Annotated in this window: 18 protein-coding genes; 10 read left to right on the forward strand and 8 right to left on the reverse strand. The window is 68.9% G+C overall.

Translation table 11 applies throughout. The features are described 5' to 3' along the window. Positions 1–436 precede the first annotated feature (436 nt). Entirely contained in the window at positions 437–2,326 is a 1,890-nt protein-coding gene (locus tag ABGB19_RS25245) for a sugar-binding domain-containing protein (protein ID WP_347688759.1), read from the forward strand. Between the two features lie 10 nt (positions 2,327–2,336). On the opposite strand, the gene ABGB19_RS25250 is transcribed toward ABGB19_RS25245, so the two are convergent. Genes ABGB19_RS25250 through ABGB19_RS25265 form a run of 4 tightly spaced genes read right to left on the reverse strand, consistent with a single transcriptional unit; the run spans position 2,337 to position 6,875 of the window. Next, the gene (locus ABGB19_RS25250; RefSeq protein WP_347688734.1) at positions 2,337–2,795 is read right to left on the reverse strand and encodes a type VI secretion system tube protein Hcp; all 459 of its coding nucleotides are present in this window, start codon (positions 2,793–2,795) and stop codon (positions 2,337–2,339) included. A 3-nt stretch (positions 2,796–2,798) separates the two neighbouring features. Then, positions 2,799–3,668, reverse strand: a complete 870-nt coding sequence (locus ABGB19_RS25255) for a pseudouridine synthase (protein WP_347688735.1) — start codon at positions 3,666–3,668, stop codon at positions 2,799–2,801. Further along, on the reverse strand, positions 3,665–5,404 hold the full coding sequence (locus tag ABGB19_RS25260; protein WP_347688736.1) for a glycerol-3-phosphate dehydrogenase/oxidase: 1,740 nt from the start codon (positions 5,402–5,404) through the stop codon (positions 3,665–3,667). The genes ABGB19_RS25255 and ABGB19_RS25260 overlap by 4 nt, the downstream gene beginning before the upstream one ends. Positions 5,405–5,459: 55 nt before the next feature. Continuing rightward, positions 5,460–6,875 (reverse strand): NAD(P)H-quinone dehydrogenase, encoded by a 1,416-nt coding sequence (locus ABGB19_RS25265; RefSeq protein ID WP_347688737.1) that lies wholly within the window; start codon positions 6,873–6,875, stop codon positions 5,460–5,462. Between the two features lie 65 nt (positions 6,876–6,940). On the opposite strand from ABGB19_RS25265, the gene ABGB19_RS25270 reads away from it, so the two are divergent. The 3 genes from ABGB19_RS25270 to ABGB19_RS25280 all read left to right on the forward strand — a co-directional run bounded on the left by ABGB19_RS25270 (position 6,941) and on the right by ABGB19_RS25280 (position 9,777). Continuing rightward, complete coding sequence (locus ABGB19_RS25270) at positions 6,941–7,420, forward strand: gamma-glutamylcyclotransferase (protein WP_347688738.1); 480 nt, start codon at positions 6,941–6,943, stop codon at positions 7,418–7,420. A gap of 80 nt (positions 7,421–7,500) precedes the next feature. After that, positions 7,501–8,712 (forward strand): glycosyltransferase family 4 protein, encoded by a 1,212-nt coding sequence (locus ABGB19_RS25275; RefSeq protein ID WP_347688739.1) that lies wholly within the window; start codon positions 7,501–7,503, stop codon positions 8,710–8,712. 66 nt (positions 8,713–8,778) lie between these two features. Next, positions 8,779–9,777 (forward strand): NAD-dependent epimerase/dehydratase family protein, encoded by a 999-nt coding sequence (locus ABGB19_RS25280; protein ID WP_347688740.1) that lies wholly within the window; start codon positions 8,779–8,781, stop codon positions 9,775–9,777. 30 nt (positions 9,778–9,807) lie between these two features. Here the strand turns inward: ABGB19_RS25280 and ABGB19_RS25285 are convergent, their stop codons facing one another. After that, positions 9,808–10,977 (reverse strand): amidohydrolase, encoded by a 1,170-nt coding sequence (locus ABGB19_RS25285; RefSeq protein ID WP_347688741.1) that lies wholly within the window; start codon positions 10,975–10,977, stop codon positions 9,808–9,810. Next, positions 10,974–12,155, reverse strand: coding sequence for a M20 family metallopeptidase (locus ABGB19_RS25290; RefSeq protein WP_347688742.1), 1,182 nt, complete (start codon positions 12,153–12,155; stop codon positions 10,974–10,976). The genes ABGB19_RS25285 and ABGB19_RS25290 overlap by 4 nt, the downstream gene beginning before the upstream one ends. An 82-nt stretch (positions 12,156–12,237) precedes the next feature. Here ABGB19_RS25290 and ABGB19_RS25295 point away from each other — a divergent pair, with 82 nt between their 5' ends. Further along, positions 12,238–13,032, forward strand: coding sequence for a purine-nucleoside phosphorylase (locus ABGB19_RS25295; protein WP_347688743.1), 795 nt, complete (start codon positions 12,238–12,240; stop codon positions 13,030–13,032). On the opposite strand, the gene ABGB19_RS25300 is transcribed toward ABGB19_RS25295, so the two are convergent. Continuing rightward, positions 12,978–14,093: an AbrB family transcriptional regulator gene (locus tag ABGB19_RS25300; RefSeq protein WP_347688744.1), complete on the reverse strand. Its 1,116-nt coding sequence runs from the start codon at positions 14,091–14,093 to the stop codon at positions 12,978–12,980. The two genes, ABGB19_RS25295 and ABGB19_RS25300, sit on opposite strands and share 55 nt — an antisense overlap. A 90-nt stretch (positions 14,094–14,183) precedes the next feature. Here ABGB19_RS25300 and ABGB19_RS25305 point away from each other — a divergent pair, with 90 nt between their 5' ends. Continuing rightward, complete coding sequence (locus ABGB19_RS25305) at positions 14,184–14,642, forward strand: MarR family transcriptional regulator (RefSeq protein ID WP_347688745.1); 459 nt, start codon at positions 14,184–14,186, stop codon at positions 14,640–14,642. After that, positions 14,639–16,267 (forward strand): phospho-sugar mutase, encoded by a 1,629-nt coding sequence (locus tag ABGB19_RS25310; RefSeq protein ID WP_347688746.1) that lies wholly within the window; start codon positions 14,639–14,641, stop codon positions 16,265–16,267. The genes ABGB19_RS25305 and ABGB19_RS25310 overlap by 4 nt, the downstream gene beginning before the upstream one ends. Positions 16,268–16,272: 5 nt before the next feature. On the opposite strand, the gene upp is transcribed toward ABGB19_RS25310, so the two are convergent. Then, a complete protein-coding gene (upp, locus tag ABGB19_RS25315) occupies positions 16,273–16,896 on the reverse strand; it encodes a uracil phosphoribosyltransferase (protein WP_347688747.1) in 624 nt (207 codons plus the stop codon). A 50-nt stretch (positions 16,897–16,946) separates the two neighbouring features. On the opposite strand from upp, the gene ABGB19_RS25320 reads away from it, so the two are divergent. The 3 genes from ABGB19_RS25320 to ABGB19_RS25330 form a co-directional block, all read left to right on the forward strand. Then, entirely contained in the window at positions 16,947–17,243 is a 297-nt protein-coding gene (locus ABGB19_RS25320) for a hypothetical protein (RefSeq protein WP_347688748.1), read from the forward strand. Between the two features lie 2 nt (positions 17,244–17,245). Beyond that, positions 17,246–18,322 carry an NlpC/P60 family protein gene (locus ABGB19_RS25325; protein WP_347688749.1) on the forward strand — a complete coding sequence of 359 codons (1,077 nt, stop codon included), beginning with the start codon at positions 17,246–17,248 and terminating at the stop codon, positions 18,320–18,322. A gap of 216 nt (positions 18,323–18,538) precedes the next feature. Beyond that, positions 18,539–20,492: Ig-like domain-containing protein (locus ABGB19_RS25330; RefSeq protein ID WP_347688750.1), on the forward strand; the 1,954-nt coding region annotated here is incomplete at its 3' end.

Genomic DNA, 20,492 nt, shown 5'->3' on the forward strand with positions numbered 1-20,492 from the left:
GGCACCCCGATGCACGCCGCGCATTGCTCCGAAAACCCGTCGCTTCAACATGGCACGCGACATAGCGAGATGCTAAGCTCGGCAATCACTTGAACCTAGTTACTCCCTGGACGCGCAATGTAAATGCTCATCTTGAGCGATCTCAGCTGACACCCTTGTACCTTCGCCGACGAAGGGCCGTGGACGTCAGCCCAATATAGTGTCGCGAAGCGTAGGGAACACCGACTTCCCTGGCAGCGTCTCGCTGTCGTTGTTTGCTGTGCGGTGTCGGTGTGCGCCGCGCATGCGCAGTTCGTCGTCTTTCCAACTCCTGGGGGGAGCAGTCATGTCCGCATGCGCCGAATCGCCGCGATACGAGCGCGCCAACCGCCTGCCTGCGGCGTGGTCGGGCCGTCGCATCGGGCTCGCCCGGTCGGCGGTGCTGGCCGTGGCCCTGATGGCCGGCCTCACGCTGGTCGATACCCCCGCCCACGCCGCCGAGGCGTGGCAGCGGCAGAGCCCACCGCTGTCGACGCCGTGGACGCACCTGGTCGGACCGAACAACGCCCTGCCCGAGTACCCGCGGCCCCAGATGGTCCGTCAGCGGTGGCTCAACCTCAACGGCGTCTGGGCGTACACCGGCCGCTCGCGGGACAACGCGCTCTCGGCACCGCCGGCGTCGGGCGCGTACGACGAGAAGATCCTGGTCCCCTATCCGACCGAATCCGCCTTGTCGGGCATCCAGCGCCACGACGAACAGATGTGGTATCGCAAGGTCTTTCACGTTCCGGGCACCTGGCGTGGGCAACGGGTGCTGTTGCACTTCGGCGCCGTCGACCAGATCGCCACCGTCTGGGTGAACAACCGGAAGGTCGCTCACCACGAAGGCGGCTACACCGCTTTCAGCGCCGACATCACCGACGCGCTGCGGTGGTCCGGTGCACAGGACATCACCGTGCAGGTGGAGGACCGCAACGAGACCAACCCCTTCCCCGTCGGCAAGCAGCGCAACGATCCGGAAGGCCTCTTCTACACCGGCGCCTCGGGTATCTGGCAGACGGTGTGGATGGAGCCGGTGCGCGCCAACCACATCGACAAGCTCGACATCACCCCCGACCTGACCGGGTTCACCGTCACCCCCCGCATCACCGGCGAGGCGCAGCTCGCCGAGGTCGTCGTCTCGGCCCCGGGCGGCGCGGTGGTGTCGCGGGCACGGGGCAAGCCGGGTGAGCCGCTGCGCGTCCCGGTGGCCAAGCCCCGGCTGTGGACGCCCGAGGACCCGTACCTCTACGACCTGACGGTGCGACTGGTCAGCGCGTCGGGCAAGGTGGCCGACGAGGTGAAAAGCTACGGCGGCCTCCGCACGATCAGCACCGTCAGGGATCCGCAGGGCAGACCGCGAATCGCCTTGAACGACAAGATCACCTTCCTGCACGGACCGCTGGACCAGGGATACTGGCCCGACGGGATCTACACCGCACCCACCGACGACGCGTTGCGCTTCGACCTCGAGCGCACCAAGGCGCTCGGGATGAACTTCGTCCGTAAGCACGCCAAGGTGGAGCCGGCCCGCTGGTACTACTGGACCGACAAGCTCGGCCTGATGGTGTGGCAGGACATGCCGTCGCTGGACGTGTCGCTCGACATCCCGGTCGGTCCCGCGCCCGAGCCGGTGCCGCAGGCGAAGGTGAACTTCGAGCGCAAACTCGTCGCGATGATCGACCAGTTGCGCAGCGTCACCTCGATCGTCGGCTGGGTGCCGTTCAACGAGGGCTGGGGAGAGTTCGACACGGCCAGGATCGCGCAGGCGGCCAAGACCGCGGATCCCACCCGCATGGTCAACGCCAACAGCGGTGTGAACTGCTGCAAGTCGCGGCCCGACAGCAGGGCAGGCGACGTCTACGACGACCACACCTACGTCGGCCCCGGCCGCCCGGTGCTGCACGACAACCCGTCGACCCCGCACGATGAGCGCCTGAAGCTCGGCGACCGCCCCATCCCGCTGGAACACCGCGTCGTGGTCGACGGCGAGTACGGCGGCCTCGGCCTGGTGCTCGACGGCAACATCTGGCCCGGACGCCCGCAGGCGTACGAGATGACCGACAGCCGCGCAAGGCTGACCGAACGCTACGTCGAGGTCAGTCGGGCCCTCGAAGAGGCGGTCCGCAGGGGCGGCTTGTCCGGCGCGGTCTACACCCAGACGACCGACGTCGAAAACGAGGTCAACGGGTACCTGAGCTACGACCGCTGGCTGGTCAAAGTGGTGCTGCGGACCGTCGCCGAGCGCAACCGGGCGGTGATCGCGGCGGGCGCGCACGTGGAGGATCGGCCCGACCAGCGGCGTTGACCGCAGCCGATCACCACGGTTTCTTGCTCTGGAAGTCCCAGCCGCGCGTGTCGTCGGTCGTGTAGCGGAGCCGACGCGCCAGCAGCGTGATGGTGTCGCGCATTCCATCGTCGCCATCGGAGGTCTCGCTGCTGAACGAGGTCACGAGCATGTCCTCGAACACCCATCGCACCGCGACCGACTTGCCTCGCTGGACTTCGAAAACGCCCTCGGAGAGGGGCTTTCCGTTCATGCACGCTTCGAACAGCAACGGCGATGCGACGCCGGAGACGATCACGAACCGCAGTGCCCGTTGCTTCGCGCCGACTCCCGTCATCCCGCCGCCGGCGCCGCTGACGGCCACGGCCTGCTCCACACCCCAGTCGACCGCGACGACGTCCATCCAACCGCTCCGGTCCTTCGCGGCAGAGCCGCCGGGAATGCCGTCAAGTCGGAGAAAAAACTCGTGGTCCCGCTCGTCTCTGCCCATCGCTCAACCTTCCAACGTCCGCATGCTGGTGAACCGTAGCGGCTTGTTGGTGCGTGGATCATCCAATTCGAGGCAGTGCGCCAGCAGTTGCAGCGGACGCGAGAAGTCGTCGGCCGCCACGTCGACGACATCGGGATACAACGGGTCATTGGTGATCGGCACACCGAGCGAGGTCATGTGTACCCGCAGTTGATGCGTGCGGCCGGTGCGCGGTGTCAACCGGTACAACCCGTCGCCCACCGACTCCACCAGCGTCTCAGCATTGGGCTCACCGGGCTCCTCGACCGCCTGTAACGACCCACGCCGCTTGATGATCCGGCTGCGCACCGTCGTCGGGAACGTCGAGGCCGGCTCGGGCGCCGACCGCGCCAGGTACGTCTTGCGCACCTCGCCGCGCGCGAACATCGTCTGGTACGCGCCGCGGATCTCGCGGCGGGTCGTGAACAACAGCACACCCGCGGTCAGCCGGTCCAGCCGATGCGCCGGCGACAGTTCCGGCAGGCCCAGTTCCCGCCGCAACCGCACCAACGCCGTCTGCGTGACGTGGCGACCCCGCGGCATCGTCGCCAGGAAGTGCGGTTTGTCGACCACCACGATGTCGTCGTCACGGTGCAGCAGCGGGATGTCGAACGGCACGCGCACCTCGTCGGCCACATCGCGATACAGGTAGACGACGGCGTTGGGCGGGAGCACCGTCGCCGCGGTCACCACCGTGCCGTCGGCACAAACGACCTCGCCTGCAAGCACTTTCGCCGCCGCTGCCTCACCGAAGCGACTCGCCAGTTCGACCAGCACCGCGCCGCCGCGCAGTCGCACCCGGGCCGGACCGAGCCCGTCGCGGTCCGGCAGTGGCGCCTTCCGGGACCGTCTCAAGTAAGCGGGACGGGTTCGAGGATCTCCGCGCGCGCCTCCGGCGCCGCCACACGCAGCGCGTCGGCCGACTCGTCGTCGGGTTCCTGCTGCGACCGGATCTCCGCGTCGACCCGCGCGAGGTACGTGTTCACTTCGCGGTCGACGTCCTCGGCGCTCCAACCCAACACGGGCGCAACGATTTCGGCGACCTCGTGCGCGCAGTCGACGCCGCGGTGCGGATACTCGATGGAGATCCTCATCCGCCGCGCCATGATGTCCTCCAGGTGCAGTGCGCCTTCGGCCGCGGCCGCATACCACGCCTCCACCTTCAGATACACCGGCGCCTCGGCGATCGGCGTCAGCAGGTCCGGGCGGCCCTCGGCCATCTGCAGCACCTCGCCGATCAGCGAGCCGTACCGGTCCAGCAGGTGCCGCACCCGGTACGGGTGCAGACCGTAGTGCGCGCCGACGCTTTCCGTCTGGTTGATCAGCGCGAAGTACCCGTCGGCGCCCATCAGCGGCACCTTCTCGGTGATCGACGGCGCGACCCTCGCGGGGATGAACTCCGCCGCCGCGTCGATCGCGTCCTCGCCCATCACGCGGTACGTCGTGTACTTGCCGCCGGCGATGGCCACCAGGCCCGGCGCGGGCACCGCGACGGCATGCTCACGCGAGAGTTTCGACGTCTCCTCGCTCTCCCCCGCCAGCAGCGGCCGCAGTCCGGCGTACACGCCGTCGATGTCGTCGTGGGTCAGCGGCGTCGCCAGCACCTTGTTGACTTGTCGGAGAATGTAGTCGATGTCGGCCTTGGTGGCCGCCGGATGCGCAAGGTCGAGATTCCAATCGGTGTCGGTGGTGCCGATGATCCAGTGCGTGCCCCAGGGAATGACGAACAGCACCGACTTCTCGGTGCGCAGGATGATTGCCACCTCGCTGACGATCCGGTCGCGCGGCACCACCACGTGCACACCCTTGGAGGCGCGCACCCGGAATCGCCCGCGCTGCTTGGACAGTGCCTGGATCTCGTCGGTCCACACCCCGGTGGCGTTGACGACGACGTGTCCGCGCACCTCGGTGACGGCGCCGTTCTCGGAGTCGCGCACCTGCACACCGATCACCCGGTCGCCCTCCCGCAGCAGCGACACCACCTGCGTCGACGTCCGCACCACCGCGCCGTAGTGCGCCGCCGTGCGCGCCACCGTCATGGTGTGGCGCGCGTCGTCGACCACCGTGTCGTAGTAACGGATCCCGCCGATCAACGACGACCGCTTCAATCCCGGCGCCAGGCGCAGCGCACCTGACTTCGTCAGATGTTTCTGCGCCGGAACGGATTTCGCCCCGCCCAACTGGTCGTAGAGGAAGATGCCCGCCGCCACGTACGGCCGCTCCCACCACCGGTTGGTCAGCGGGAACAGGAACGGCAGCGGTTTGACCAGATGGGGCGCCAACGTGGTCAGCGAGAGTTCGCGCTCGTGCAGCGCCTCGCGCACCAGGCCGAACTCCAACTGCTCCAGGTACCGAAGCCCGCCGTGGAACATCTTGGACGACCGACTCGACGTGCCCGACGCGAAATCGCGCGCCTCCACGAGTGCCACCTTGAGGCCGCGGGTCGCCGCGTCCAGTGCCGCTCCCGCGCCGACGATTCCGCCGCCGATCACCACGACGTCGAACTGCTCGCTGCCGAGGCGCTCCCAGGCCTCCGCCCGCTGCTGGGGACGCAGCAGCGTCTGGCCGTTGTCCGAGACCACGTCCGCCACCGGAAGGGACTCCTAGTTACTCGTCGGTACTGTTGCCCGTTCAGGCTACGTGGAATCACTCCAGATCGTCGTGAGCCATCAATCGACGGCCGGCCTCGGCGATCGACCCCGACAGCGACGGATACACCGAGAACGTCTGCGCCAGATCCTCGACATCGTTGCCGTTCTGCACCGCCAGCGCGATCGGCATGATCAGTTCGGACGCGATCGGCGCGACCACCACGCCGCCGATCACCACACCGGTGGCCGGCCGGCAGAAGATCTTGACGAAGCCGCGGCGCAGGCTCGACATCTTGGCGCGGGCGTTGGTGTGCAGTGGCAGCATCACCGTGCGCGCGGCCACCGAGCCGTCGTCGATCTTGGATTGCGGCACCCCGACCGCGGCGATCTCGGGCCGCGTGAACACCGCAGCGGCGACCGTGCGCAACCGGATCGGTTCGAGCCCTTCGCCCAGCGCGTGGTACATCGCGATGCGGCCCTGCATGGCGGCCACCGAGGCCAGCAGCATGAGGCCGGTGCAGTCACCGGCCGCGTAGATGCCCGGCACCCTGGTCCGCGACACCCGGTCGACGTTGAGGTAGTCGCCCGGGCCGAGTTCGATACCCACCCGGTCCAGGCCCAGCCCGCTGGTGTTGGGCACCGAGCCGACGGTCATCAGCGCGTGGCTGGCTTCGACGCAGCGGCCGTCGGTCATCCGGACGACGACGCCGTTACCGTCGCTTTTCACCGACTCCGCCCGAGCGTTCTTGACCAGCGTCACGCCGCGCGACGCCAGCACTTCTTCCAGCACGGCGGCGGCGTCGGAGTCCTCGTGCGGCAGGATCTGGTCGCGACTGGCCACCACGGTGACCTTGACCCCGAGCTCGGTGTAGGCGTTGACGAACTCCGCGCCGGTCACCCCGGAGCCGACGACCACCAGGTGCTCGGGCAGCGTCTGCAGGTCGTAGAGCTGACGCCAGTTCAGGATGCGTTCACCGTCGGGTTCGGCACCCGCCAGCACCCGAGGGCTGGCACCCGTCGCGATGAGCACGACGTCGGCGGTCAGCGTGCTGGTCGAGCCGTCGTGCCCGGTCACCTTGACCGTGTGCTCGGCCATCCGGGGCACGTCGTCGACGAGCTCACCGCGGCCCACGATCAGCGTGACGCCCTGACTGCGCAGCCGCTCGGCGATGTCGGCGGACTGCGCGGCGGCCAGCGCCTTGACGCGCTCGTTGATCTTCGGCAGCTCGATCTTGGCGTTGTCGAAGTCGAGGGCGTAGCCGAGGTCGGGCGCGCGGCGCAGTTCGGTGCGCACGCCGGTCGACGCGATGAACGTCTTGGACGGGACGCAGTCCCACAGCACGCAGGCGCCGCCGATGCCGTCGGAGTCGACGACGGTGACCTCGGCAACTTCGGGTCCACGGGCCGCGGCGACCAATGCCGCCTCGTAGCCGGCGGGTCCGCCGCCGATGATCACGATGCGGGTTGGCACCGTCTCAACCTAACGAAGCGGGTGGTTGATCGCCCAGCCAGGAGGCGAAGCCTTAATCTTTCCTGGTGCCGCTCTACGCCGCGTACGGGTCCAACATGCATCCGGAGCAGATGTTGCAGCGGGCGCCCCATTCGCCGATGGCTGGCACGGGGTGGCTGCACGGCTGGCGTCTGACGTTCGGCGGTGCGGACATCGGTTGGGAGGGAGCGCTGGCCACGGTCGTCGAGGATCCGGATTCGAAGGTGTTCGTCGTGCTCTACGACGTCACCAAGGACGACGAGGAGAACCTCGACCGCTGGGAAGGCTCCGAGCTCGGCATCCACAAGAAGATCCGCTGCCGGGTGGAGCGCACCTCGTCGGACACCAACACCGACCCGGTACTGGCGTGGTTGTATGTCGTCGACGCGTGGGAGGGTGGCCTGCCGTCGGCCCGCTACCTCGGCGTGATGGCCGATGCCGCCGAAATCGCCGGCGCCCCAGCCGAATACGTGCACAAGATCCGCACCCGCCCGGCCCGCAACATCGGCCCCGGGACAGGAGGCTGACTTCGGATGCGCTTTCGCTGGCATGCTGAGACGGTGACGTCGTTGCGTTCCGCACACCATCGCCGGCCAGAGGCTTCCGAGTGAGGCTGGTCATTCATGACTACTCCGGGCACCCGGGGCAGGTTCACCTAAGCCGCGAGCTGGCCCGTCGAGGGCATACCGTCGAGCACCAGTTCTGCGCGTCCTACACCACGGGCCGTGGCGCAACTGAGCGCAGGCCAGGTGACCCGCCGAACTTCTCGGTGCGCGCCCTCGAACTCGGCGGTGAATTCGCCCGCTATTCGCCGTTGGTCCGCTTGAAGCAGGAACTGCACTATGCGCCGATCGCCGCTCGGGCCATCCGCGATGCCCGTCCTGACGTGGCGGTGCTTTCGAACGTGCCGCTGCTTTCGTTGTTCCTGTTGGCGTGGTTGTTGCGTCGACGCGGTGTGCCCTACGTGTTCTGGCAGCAGGACGTATACAGCGACGCGATCGGTGTCGTCGCCCGCCAGAAGCTGCGCGCCCCGGGAGCAGTCGTCGGATGGCTCGCCGCACGCGCCGAACGCAGTGTCGCGCGAGGCGCTGCCGCGATCGTGCCCATTAGCGACACCTTCCTCGACCAACTCGACCGGTGGGGCGTACACCGGTCGAAGATCCGGATCATCCCCAACTGGGGCGCCATCGACGAGATGCCGCTTCGCCCGCGGCAGAACCCCTGGGCGCAGGCGCACGGGCTGACCGATGTGCCCGTCGTCATGTACGCCGGAACACTGGGCCTCAAGCATGACCCGTCGGTCCTGGCGCATCTGGCGAAGAACGTGCCGGAGGGCTGCCGAGTCGTCGTCGTGTCGCAGGGCCAGGGCCGGCAGTGGCTGGAATCGAATGCGGGCGATGCGCCGTCGCTGACGCTGCTCGACTATCAGCCCTACGAGCAACTGCCCGACATGCTGGCTAGCGCCGACGTGCTCGTCGTGGTGCTCGAGAAGGATGCCAGCCGCTACTCGGTGCCTTCGAAGGTGCTCAACTATTTCTGCGCCGGCCGGCCTGTGCTGGGGTTGCTGCCGACCGACAATGCGGTGGCGCACATGATCGACTCGGCCGACGCGGGAATCGTTCACAACCCGACGGATATGCCGACGGCATCGGCCGCGGTGAACGGCCTGCTCGGAGATCCCGCCGCACGTGACAGAATGGGTAACGCCGCGCGCGACTACGCCGAAAAGACCTTCGATGTGAGTGTTGTCGGCGATCTCTTTGAATCGGTGGTCACTGCCGTTTATGATCGGCCAAGTCGTTTGCTCAGCAAAGGCTGATGCAACCCCGGGACAATTCCTGCGCCAATGCAGACGTGGGTGTGCTGAGAATCGAGGAGGACAGACGTGGGTAGTGCGCGGGAGACGGCACTCGTTGCAGGCGCGGGCGGTTTCATCGGCGGCCACCTCGCCAGGGTGCTGAGGGAGCAAGGTGTCGAGGTCCGAGGGGCGGACGTCAAGCCGCTCGACGAGTGGTATCAGATCCCCGACGGCGTCGATGCGCGCCGGCTTGATCTCGCGACGATTGAAGACGCCCGGGTGGCCGTCGAGGGAGTGGACACCGTCTACATGCTGGCGGCCGACATGGGCGGCATGGGCTTCATCGAGACCCATAAGGCCGACTGCATGCTGTCCGTGCTGACCAGCACTCACATGCTGGTGGCGGCGCGAGACGCGGGGGTCGGACGATACTTCTACTCGAGTTCGGCGTGCGTCTACGCTGCCGACAAGCAAGTCGACGCCGATGTGACGGCGCTGAAGGAAGAGGACGCGTATCCAGCGATGCCTGAGGATGGCTACGGTTGGGAGAAGTTGTTCAGCGAGCGGATGGCCCGCCACTTCCTCGAGGACTTCGGGTTGCAGACCAGGGTCGCGCGGTATCACAACGTCTACGGCCCGATCGGCAGCTTCGACGGCGGCCGCGAGAAGGCTCCGGCAGCTCTGTGCCGCAAGATCGCCGAGGCGGTGCTCTCGGGGCGTCACGAGATCGAGATCTGGGGCGACGGCGAGCAAACACGCAGTTTCATGTACGTCGACGACTGCGTCGAGGGAACGATCAAGGTGACCGCCGGCGCCAGCCCCGTGCCGGTCAATGTCGGCAGCTCGGAATTGGTCAGCATCAACCAGATGGTCAGCATTATCGAGCAAATCGCCGGAATTACCGTCAAGCGTGATTACAACCTCGACGCACCGAAAGGTGTGCGCGGCCGAAACAGCGACAACACACTGATTCAGGAGATCTACGGGTGGGAGCCCTCCATCCGGCTCGCTGACGGACTCGAACGCACCTACCGGTGGATTTACGACCAGTTGGTGTCCCGCCAGAAGGTCACCGCGGCGGTCTAGCAGGCGGCCGTCCGCCGAACGGCGGGGCAATCAGAACGCGGCCGCTTGCTCGATCAGGTTGGCCAGCACCCGCACACCCACGGCGAGCGCTCGCTCGTCGAGATCGAACGTCGGCTGGTGCAGATCCAACTGGGGGCCGCGCCCAGTCCACACGCCCAGTCGCGCCATCGCACCGGGCACCTCCTCGAGGTACCACGAGAAGTCCTCGCCGCCACCCGACTGGCGCGTGTCGGCGAGCACGTCGGGGCCGATCACCTCGATCGCGTGGGTAAGGATCCTCGTCGAGATCGCCTCGTTGACCACCGGCGGCACCCCGCGCCGGTACTGCAGGCTGTATTCGATTCCCAACGGTGCCAGCAGCGACGAAACCGTCTCGTGCACAATCGCTTCCAGCGTGTCCCAGGTGTCGTGGCTGGCGGTGCGAATGGTTCCGGACAGTGTGCCGGTCTGCGGGATCGCGTTGGCGGCCACGCCCGCATTGACGGCGCCCCACACCATCACCGTGCTGTTGCGCGGATCGATGCGGCGCGACAGCACACCCGGCACCCCGGTGATCAGCGTGCCGAGGCCGTAGACCAGGTCGCCGGTCAGGTGCGGTCGCGACGTGTGCCCGCCTGGTGAGTGCAGCGTGACCTCGAGCTGATCGGCGGCCGAGGTGATCGGCCCGGCCCGCACCGCGACCCTGCCGACGGCCAACCGCGGGTCGCAGTGCAGCGCGAAGATCCGCGACACGCCGGTCAGCGCGCCCGCCGCAATCGCGTCGATCGCGCCCCCGGGCATCAGCTCCTCGGCGGCCTGGAAGATCAACCGCACCCCGACCGGAAGCTCGGGCACGGACGTCAGCGCCAGCGCGGTGCCCAGCAGCATCGCCGTGTGCGCGTCGTGACCGCAGGCGTGCGAGACGTTGGGCACCAGCGAGGCGTACGGGGCGCCCGTCCGGTCGGCCATCGGCAACGCGTCCATATCGGCCCGCAGCGCGATCTTCGGCCCGTCCTCGGGACCCAAGTCGCACGTCAGCCCCGTCCCGCCGGGCAGCACCTTCGGGTTCAGGCCCGCATCGGCCAGATGCGACGCGACGAACTGCGTGGTGGCGAATTCCTGGCGGCCCAGCTCCGGATTCGCGTGGATGTGCCTGCGCCACGCGACGAGGTCGTCGTAGTGCGCGTCCAGCCAGAGTTCGGTGGCGTCGTGCAGCGTCATGACGCCCGCCTCTCCTGCAGCTCCATCACGCGGTCGCGCTCGGCAGGGGTCTGCGCCAGGCCGACCACCGTGCGGGCCAACATGATCGCGCCCTCGACCACCGCCTTGTCCGCGCTCGGCCCGGCCGCGGCCGCCGCGAACGCGGGCTGGTGCACCGACGCACCACCGGCATCGATGCCGACGATCGGGTGGATACCCGGCAGCACCTGCGTGACGTTGCCCATGTCGGTGCTGCCCAGCGGCAACGCCGCTTCCAATTCGGCGGGCACCGGCGAGCGACCCATCCGCAGCATCTCCGCGCGGAACGCCTCGGCCAGCCACCGGTCCGGGGTCAGTTCCAAATACGTCGGCTCGGTCTCGGTGACGTCGTGACCGCAGCCGGTCGCCACCGCGCCGGCCAAAAAGCAGTCCGACATCCGCCGCTCGAGTTCGTGCAGCGAGGCCACGTCGTCGGCCCGCATCGTGTACTGCATCTCGGCGCGCGCCGGGATCACGTTGGTGGCCTGGCCGCCGTCGGTGATGATGCCGTGCACCATCTGCCCGGGCGCCAACTGCTGACGCAGCAGGCCGATGGCCACCTGGGCGACGGTGATCGCGTCGACGGCGTTCACGCCCAGATAGGGCGCGACGGCCGCGTGCGCTTCCCGGCCGTCGTAGCGCACCGCGACCTGCGACAGCGCCAGCGACCGCGCGGCGGCGATGTCGAGCGGGCCCGGATGCAGCATCACCGACGCGGTGATGTCGTCGAACGCTCCGGCGTTGAGCAGCAACACCTTTCCGCCGCCTGCCTCCTCGGCGGGAGTGCCCAGCAGCACGACCGTCAGGCCGAGCTCATCGGCCACCTCGGCCAGCGCCAGCGCGGTGCCCACCGCCGACGCGGCGATGATGTTGTGCCCACAGGCGTGTCCGATGCCGGGCAGCGCGTCGTATTCCGCGCACACCCCGATGACCATCGGTCCGCTGCCGTAGACGGCGCGAAACGCGGTGTCCAGGCCGCCGGGCGCGGTCGTGATCTCGAAGCCGTGCTCGGCCGCCAGCGCCGTGGTCTTGGCGCAGCTTCGGTGCTCGGCGAATGCGAGTTCGGGTTCGGCATGGATGGAGTGGGACAGCTCGACCAGGTCACCGCGGTGCCGATGAACGGCGTCCTCGACGGTCGTCGAGGCGGTGACTGAAGGCATCCTCGCAGTATCTCACTGCCGCCCGGAGCGGGACGCGACAGTGGAACCTGAGCAACGTTCCCGACAGCTAAGCTCGCCCACCATGACCGATCCGGACGCAGCTGCCGCCGAGTCGGCGACCGCCATCGCCGAGCGCACGGGCGTCGAGCGCCACGACGTGGCCGTCGTCCTCGGATCGGGCTGGGCACCCGCCGTCCAGCAGCTGGGCGATCCGGTGGCGGTGGTGCCGGTCGGCGAGCTTCCCGGCTTCACGCCGCCTGCGGCCGCGGGGCACGGCGGGCGGCTGCTGTCGATGCGCATCGGCGATCACCGGGTGCTGGTGTTCGTCGGCCGCATCCACGCCTACGAGGGCCACGAGCTGCGCCACATCGTGCATCCGGTCCGGGCCGCCTGCGCGTGCGGCGTGCACACCGTGGTGTTGACCAACGCCGCGGGCGGGTTGCGTGAGGGCTTGGTCGTCGGCCAGCCGGTGCTGGTCGGTGACCACCTCAACCTGACCGGCCGCTCCCCGCTGGTCGGTCCCCGGTTCGTCGACATGGTCGACGCGTACTCCCCGCGCCTGCGCGCGCTCGCCCGCGAGATCGACCCGTCCCTGGCCGACGGCGTCTACGCGGGCCTGGCCGGGCCGCAGTACGAGACGCCCGCCGAGATCCGCATGCTGCGCACGCTCGGCGCGGATCTGGTGGGCATGTCGACCGTGCACGAGACCATCGCCGCCCGCGCGGCCGGTGCACAGGTGCTGGCGGTGTCGCTGGTGACCAACCTGGCCGCCGGGATGACCGGTCGGCCGTTGAACCACGACGAAGTGCTGGAGGCGGGCCGTCAATCCGCGACGCGGATGGGTTCCCTGCTCGCCGGTGTCATCGCCCGGCTCTGAGCGCCGAACCGGCGGCTGAGGTGGACCATGCCGCGGGCGAGCAGCGGCGCGGCGAACAGCATCAGCAGGATCCGCACCACCTGGGCGGCGATGATGAAGGTGACGTTGGAGCCGGTCTCGACGGCCGTGGCCAGCACTGCGTACACCCCGCCCGGGCTGGTCGCGAGGTAGCCCTCCAGCGGGGTCAGGCCGGTGACGTGGGCCAGCGCCACGCCGAGCAGGGCGGTCACCACGCCGAGCACCCCGATCAAGCCGATCGCGGTCGGCAGCAGGCGTCCGACGGCGCGCAGGGATTCCCGGGTGAACGCCACCCCGGCCTGCCAGCCGATCACCGCATAACCGATCTGCGCCAGCACCATGGGCACCGAGAGGCCGAACGACGTGCCGGTGAGTTCCAGGACCACCGTGAGGGCCAGCGGGCCGAGCAGGCCTGCGCCGGGGAGCCGGATCAGCCGGCCGGCGGCCCCGCCGACCAGTACCAGTGCGATGAGCATGCCGACGCTCAGATACCAAGGGGCCGCGTCACTTTGAGATGCGGGCGCGGTGTCGTGCGACCGGTCGGCGTGATACACCAGCGTGACGACGACGGGCATGGATGCCGTCACCAGCGCCACTCGCAGATACTGCACCACCGAGACCACGCGGTCGTCGCCGCCCAGTTCCCGGGTGATCGCGACCAGCCCGGAGGCGCCCCCGGCGACCAGCGCCAGCGATCCGGTGAGCGCTGTGACGTCGCGGCGCAGGGCCAGCAGTGCGCCGCAGACGACGCTCAGCAGCAGGGTGGCGACCGCGACGGCGATGACAATCGGCCAGTGCGGACCCAGCGCGTCGATGGCGTCCCGGTGCACCATCGTGCCGATGTACACGCCGAGCACACCCTGCGCCCCGAGCCCGGCGAGACGCGGCACCCGAGCCGGCGCCAACGAGGCCAGCGCCAGCGCGATGCCGACGACCAGCGCGGCGAACAGCGCCGCCGACGGCACACCGAGCAGCGTGAGCGGATAGGTGACGACGACGGTCACCGCCGCCAGCAGCACCCATCTCAGAAGTCGTCGCACCATCGTGATTACAAGTATCACCTTGCTAAAACATGATCGCAACCGTGGTTTTGATCCTTTGCTCCGGTCACGTTACCAAGGTATAACTTGGTTATGCCTCCTGATAGTGACAGCTCCGCCGCCACCGAACTGCGGGAGTCGATGATGGCGGTGGCCCGGCAGCTGCGCAGGCACCGTCCCGACCACGGGCTGACGCTGAGCCAGATGGAACTGCTCGGCGAGATCAGCCGAACCGGGGTCATCACCCCCGCCGAACTGGGTTCGCGGATGCAGGTGCGCGTCCAGTCGCTGACCGACGGCATCAACGAGCTCGTCGGCCGCGGGCTGATCGTGCGCCGTCCCGACGACGCCGATCGGCGCCGGCAGCTGATCGAGCTGACCGAGGCGGGGGCCGAGTTGCTGGCGGCCGATCGCGCCGAGCGCGACGCGTGGCTGAACGCCGCGATGCGCGACAACCTGACCCAGCTGGAGTTCGACCTCGTGATGCTCGTCGCGCCCGTGCTGCGCAAGCTGGCATATGCCGACGTGAAAGTGGGCACACTGACGCCATGAGTCCGTCGGGGAAGTCGGCCATAGCTCAAGAGTGGATCTCTCACGATCCCGATCCGAAAACCGCCGCGGAGCTTCTGCAGTGCTCGGAAGAGGAGCTCGAGCAGCGCTTCGCGCACCCGTTGGCGTTCGGCACGGCGGGCCTGCGCGGGCCGTTGCGCGGCGGGCCCAGCGGCATGAACCTCGCCGTCGTCATGCGCGCCGCATGGGCGGTGGGCACGGTGCTCAAGGACCGCGGTTTGCAGGGTCAGGACGTGGTGGTGGGCCGCGACGCCCGGCACGGTTCCGACGATTTCGCCCTGGCTGCCGCCGAAGTGCTTGCCGCGCAGGGCTTTCCCGTCACACTGTTCCTCACCGCCGTGCCCACTCCGGTCGTGGCCTTCGCCGTGCGCCACGTACCCGCCGCGGCGGGTATCCAGATCACGGCCTCGCACAATCCCCCGTCGGAGAACGGCTTGAAGGTCTACTTCGGCGGCGGTTTTCCCATCGTCACGCCCACCGACCGCGAGATCGAAGAGGCCATGGCGAATGCGCCGCACGCCGATGAGATCCCTCGGCGCGCGGTCAAGCCGTCGGGCATCGACGAGATCCAGCGCTATGTCGAGCGGGCGGCCAGCGTGCGCCACACGCACGGTGCGGTGCGCGTGGCACTCACCCCGCTGCACGGTGTCGGCGGCGAGTTCGCGCTCGACGCCCTGGTGCGGGCCGGGTTTTCCGACGTGCACGTCGTCGAGAGCCAGTTCGCCCCGGACGCCGACTTCCCGACGGTGTCCTCGCCGAACCCGGAGGAGCCCGGGGCGGTCGAGGAACTGCTGAAGCTGGCCACCGACGTGGAGGCCGAGGTGGCCATCGCCTTGGATCCCGACGCCGACCGCTGCGCCGTGGGAGTTCCGACGCCGGACGGGTGGCGGATGCTCACCGGCGACGAAACCGGTTGGCTGCTTGGTGATTACATCCTCTCGCAGCTCGAGCCCGGTCCGGTCACCGAGGCCACGGTGGTGGCCAGTTCGCTGGTGTCGTCGCGGATGCTCGCCGCGATCGCCGAGGAGCACGGCGCCCGTCACGTCGAGACGGCCACCGGGTTCAAGTGGCTGTCGCGGGCGGACGTGGACCTGCCCGGCTGCACGCTGGTGTACGCGTACGAGGAGGCGATCGGTCACTGCGTCGACCCGTCGGCCGTGCGCGACAAGGACGGCATCACGGCCGCGGTGTTGGTCTGCGATCTCGTGGCGGCACTGCGGGACCGGGGCCACACGCTGCTCGACGCACTCGACGATCTGGCCCGCCGCCACGGCGTGCACGCCACCGCCGCGGTGTCGCGGCGCGTCGAGGACGCCCATGAAGCCGCCGCCGTGATGACCCGGCTCCGGCAGACGCCCCCGGAGGAGCTCGCCGGCTACCCGGTGACGGTGACGGACCTACTGCCTCACGACGGCACCGACGCGTTGGTCCTGTCCGGCGGCGACGGCGAGATCGCGGTACGGCTGGTGGCGCGGCCGTCCGGCACCGAGCCGAAGGTCAAGTCCTACATCGAAGTTCGCTGTCGCGACTGTTCCGATCTGCGGGCGGCGCACACGCGGGCAGAACGGGTGCGCGACGAATTGGCCGCCGCCGCCGAGCGCTTCTGATCCATTCAGCGCGGGCCGAACTGGCGGTCCCCGGCATCCCCGAGCCCCGGCACGATGTAGGCGACGTCGTTGAGCCGCTCGTCGATGGTCGCGGTGAACAGACGTAATTCGGGTGCCACTTCCTCCAGTGCCGCAAGACCTTCCGGCGCCACCACCACGCAGATCGCGGTGATGTCGACGGCGTTGCGTTCGTGGAGGAGCTTGATGGTGTGGGCCATCGAGCCGCCGGTCGCGAGCATCGGGTCGAGCACGATCACCGGCTGCGTGCTCAGATCGTCGGGCAGCGACTCCAAATACGGTGTCGGCTGGTGGGTTTGCTCGTCACGCGCGACGCCGACGAAGCCGACGCGGGCTTCGGGGATCAGGGCGTGCGCCTGGTCCACCATGCCGAGCCCGGCACGCAGCACCGGTACGAGCAGCGGCGGATTGGCCAGGCGATAGCCGGTGGTCTCCGCCAGCGGGGTGCGCACGGGAATCGGTTCGACGGCGGCGTCGCGGGTCGCCTCGTACACCAGCATCAGGGTCAGGTCGCGCAGCGCTGAGCGGAAGGCCGCGTTGTTCGTGCTCTCGTCGCGCAACGTGGTGAGCCGCGCCGCTGCCAACGGGTGATCGACGACGCGGACATCCATGGCGGGAACCTTAATCGGAACCGATCGTCACCGGGCAGCGTCTTATCCACATGCACGCCGACACCGACGCCATCCGGACCCTCGCGACGGCCAACGCCTCACACGCGGCCGAACTGGCCGCCATCGCCTCGACGCTGACGTCCGCGCCGACAGCCGCGGCCGGCCAGGCGTTCGGCCCGGTCGGGGCGCCGTTCCTCGCGGCGATCCTCGAAGCTCTCGCGCACGAAGCCCGCGCGGTGGCGGCGCTCGGTTCGCGCGCATCGGCGGCCGCCGGCACCGCCGTCGCCTCGGCCACGGCCTACGACACTGCCGACGCGCGGGCCAGCGCGCGGGTCGGCGGCGTCTGACGATGCCGAGCCCGTTGGTGGCCACGCTGGCGGCGCCGATCCGGGAGGTGCAGACGCTGCTCGGGCCGGGTGCGCATTCGACGGAACTGACCGACGTGCTGCACCGGGTACGCATCGCCCTGCAGGAGGTCTCGGACGACGCCAACCAAGCGTGGCGACGAACGGCCGAGCAGTGGACGGGTCCTGGCGCCGATGCCGCGGCGAACCACGTCGCCGCGGCGGTCGCCCGGATACAGGACGCCGCGGAGCGTGTCGGGCGGCTCGGGTCGTCGGTCGAGACGGCGCAGGCAGCGGTCACCGCGGCCCGCGAGCGGCTGCGGAACATCGTCGAGGCCTTCGAAGCACGCGCAGCGGCGCTGGAGTCGCACCTCGATTCGCCAGATACAGCGGAGGAACTGCTGGCCGAGGCGCGGCGGTCGCTGGCTGAAGCGGTCGCGGTCGTCGAGGAACTACGCGCCGAACTCGACGGACAGGCCGCCGCACTGCCGTCATCCACTGCTGCGCCTGCCGCGCCTGCCGCCACCACTCCCGCGTCCTTCGGTGCGCCGATGCCGTCGAGCGGTCTGGGGTCGGGCGGTTCGGGTCTCGGCTCGGGTGGTTCGCCTTCGGCCGGGTTCGGCTCGCTGCTGCGCGACGTCGCCGAACAGGCATCGGTCGACACGCCCGACGCTGCCGCGTTTGGTGACGGGGTGGCGGTGCGTCTGCCCGACGGCAGCTCGGCGATGGCGCCGAACGCGGTGGCGGCCAGCGCTGTTCGTCATGCCCTGACGCAGCTCGGGGTGCCGTATGACTGGGGCGGCACCACACCCGGCGTCGGCCTGGACTGCAGCGGGCTGACGCAGTGGGCCTACGCGGAAGCGGGGTTGTCGCTCCCGCGGTTGGCGCAGGAACAGGACGTGGGTGCCCCCGTCGCCGCCGGGGCGCTGCGGCCGGGCGATCTGGCGGTCTGGGACGGCCACGTCGCGATGGTCGTCGGCAACGGGCAGATGATCGAGGCGGGCGACCCGGTGAAGTTGTCCCCCATCCGCACCACCAACATCGGGCAGGGCTTTCAGGGATTCTGGCGACCGACGGCGTGACATCGCGTCCCAGTCGCGGATGGGCCTTCGGACGTCGTGCGCGCTCGCCAACGGTCAGGCGGTAGCTAAAGCATCGCCTAGCGCGCCGTTGCGCTATGCTTTTACAGCACAGTCAATTTTGCTGCCCCTCGTTGGGCAACGCGATCGGACTCGCACCGACCGAAACCTCATCGACCCCGGTTTCGCGGCGACATCTGGGTCGCAGGGGATGCGGGCATGGGTCACGCGATCTATATCGGTCGGGTCGGTGCGCTGGCGGTGGCATTGGGTGTCGGGGCGGCGGTGGCCACCGGATACGGCATTGGCAGCCCGGCGGTGGCGTGGGCCGATGAAGGTTCCCAGCCCTCGGGGAGCGCGGACACCGCCGACACCGCCGCTGATCCATCCGATGACCCGATCGATCCGGCCGACACCGCGGCCCCCACCAGTGGGCTCGAGACAGAATCGGGCAGCGAGGCGGGGGCAGGTCCCACGACCGGTAGCGATTCGACGGTGCCGGAGATGCAGTTTTCGAACACCGGCGGCGCGCACCTGTCTGGTGCACAGGTCGACGACGCCGGGTCAATTGCCTCCACCCCGACGCCAGCCCCATCAACGGGGATCACCGCGAGCCCTCAGCAGACGGAAACCGCCTCGCCGACCGCGCTGGCCGACGCCGCAGTTGTGACACCGAACGAGCCGACCCTCACCGGGTCGCCGGCGGAAGCTGCCCACGTAGCGCCCTTCGAACCGGGCATAACGACCACCCGCGCCCTGATCCAGGAGATCACCGACCCCGTCAGTCAGGACGACGGCTTGAGCGCCGGGCATTTCCCCGGTGGACAGCTCATGACACGCACGCTGAGCGCGTTGACCGACGAGGACCCCGTCGCGGCACCGCAATTGTTCACCGCGGCCGCCGCGGCGGGCACCCCGGCCCCCGCTCCCCTGGTCGATCAGCCCAACAGTCTGATCGAAGTTCTGTGGCGGGCCCCGGTGGTCTTGGCCAACATCGCCGTCACCGCGATCACCACACTGCTGACGTCATTCCTGGCGCCCGGCCCGGCCACCCCGGCCCCGCCGGTCATGTTGTTCGTCGTGCTGGGCTGGGTGCAGCGTGAACTACAACGCACCTTCTTCAATCAATCCCCCACCGCGGTGGTCGATGCGGTCACCACCGTCGAAGACACCGGCGTCACGATCCCGGTGCTGACCAACGACACCGACGCCGATCTCGGTGCCGGCACCGAGTTGACGGTCACCGACTACACCCAGCCGGCGCACGGCACAGTGGCGCTCAACCCCACCGGCACTTTCACGTACACCCCCGACGCCAACTACAACGGCACCGACACCTTCACCTACACCGTCTCCGACGAAGCCAGCCCCTGGCACCTCCACGGCCTGGGTGGTCTGCTCTTCGGCGGCGGGCACACCTCCACCACCACCGTCACCATCACCGTCACCCCGGTCAACGACGCCCCGGTCGCCAACCCCGACACGTACACCACTGCAGAAGACACCTCGGTATTGATCGACGCCGTGGGCAACGACACCGACCCCGATGGCGACAGCCTGGATCGCAAGCTGGTCACCGGTCCCGCCCACGGCACGCTCGCCGAGATCAACGACGGACCCAACAGTGGCGGATGGACCTACACCCCCGACGCCGACTTCCGCGGCACTGACACCTTCACCTACCACGTCACCGACGGCACACTCACCAGCAACACCGCCACCGTCACCATCACCGTCACCCCGGTCAACGACGCCCCAGTGGCCAGCCCCGACAGCTACACCACCGCCGAAGACACTGCACTCACAGTCTCAATCCCCAACGGAGTCACCGGAAACGACACCGACGCCGACGACGACGCCCTGACGTCCACCGTCATCGAGCCACCCGAGCATGGCACCCTCAACTTCAACTCCGACGGCACCTTCACCTACACCCCGAACGCGAACTTCAACGGGGACGACACCTTCACCTACCACGCCACCGACGGCACACTCAGCGACACCGCCACCGTCACCATCACCGTCACCCCGGTCAACGACGCCCCGATCGCCGCCGACGACACCGCCACCACTACCGAAGACACCCCGGTCACCATCGACGTGCTCGCCAACGACACCGACCCCGACGCCGACACCCTGACCGCACTGGTCATCAGCGGCCCGACCAACGGCA

Source organism: Mycobacterium sp. B14F4, from assembly GCF_039871645.1.
Classification (GTDB): Bacteria; Actinomycetota; Actinomycetes; order Mycobacteriales; family Mycobacteriaceae; genus Mycobacterium.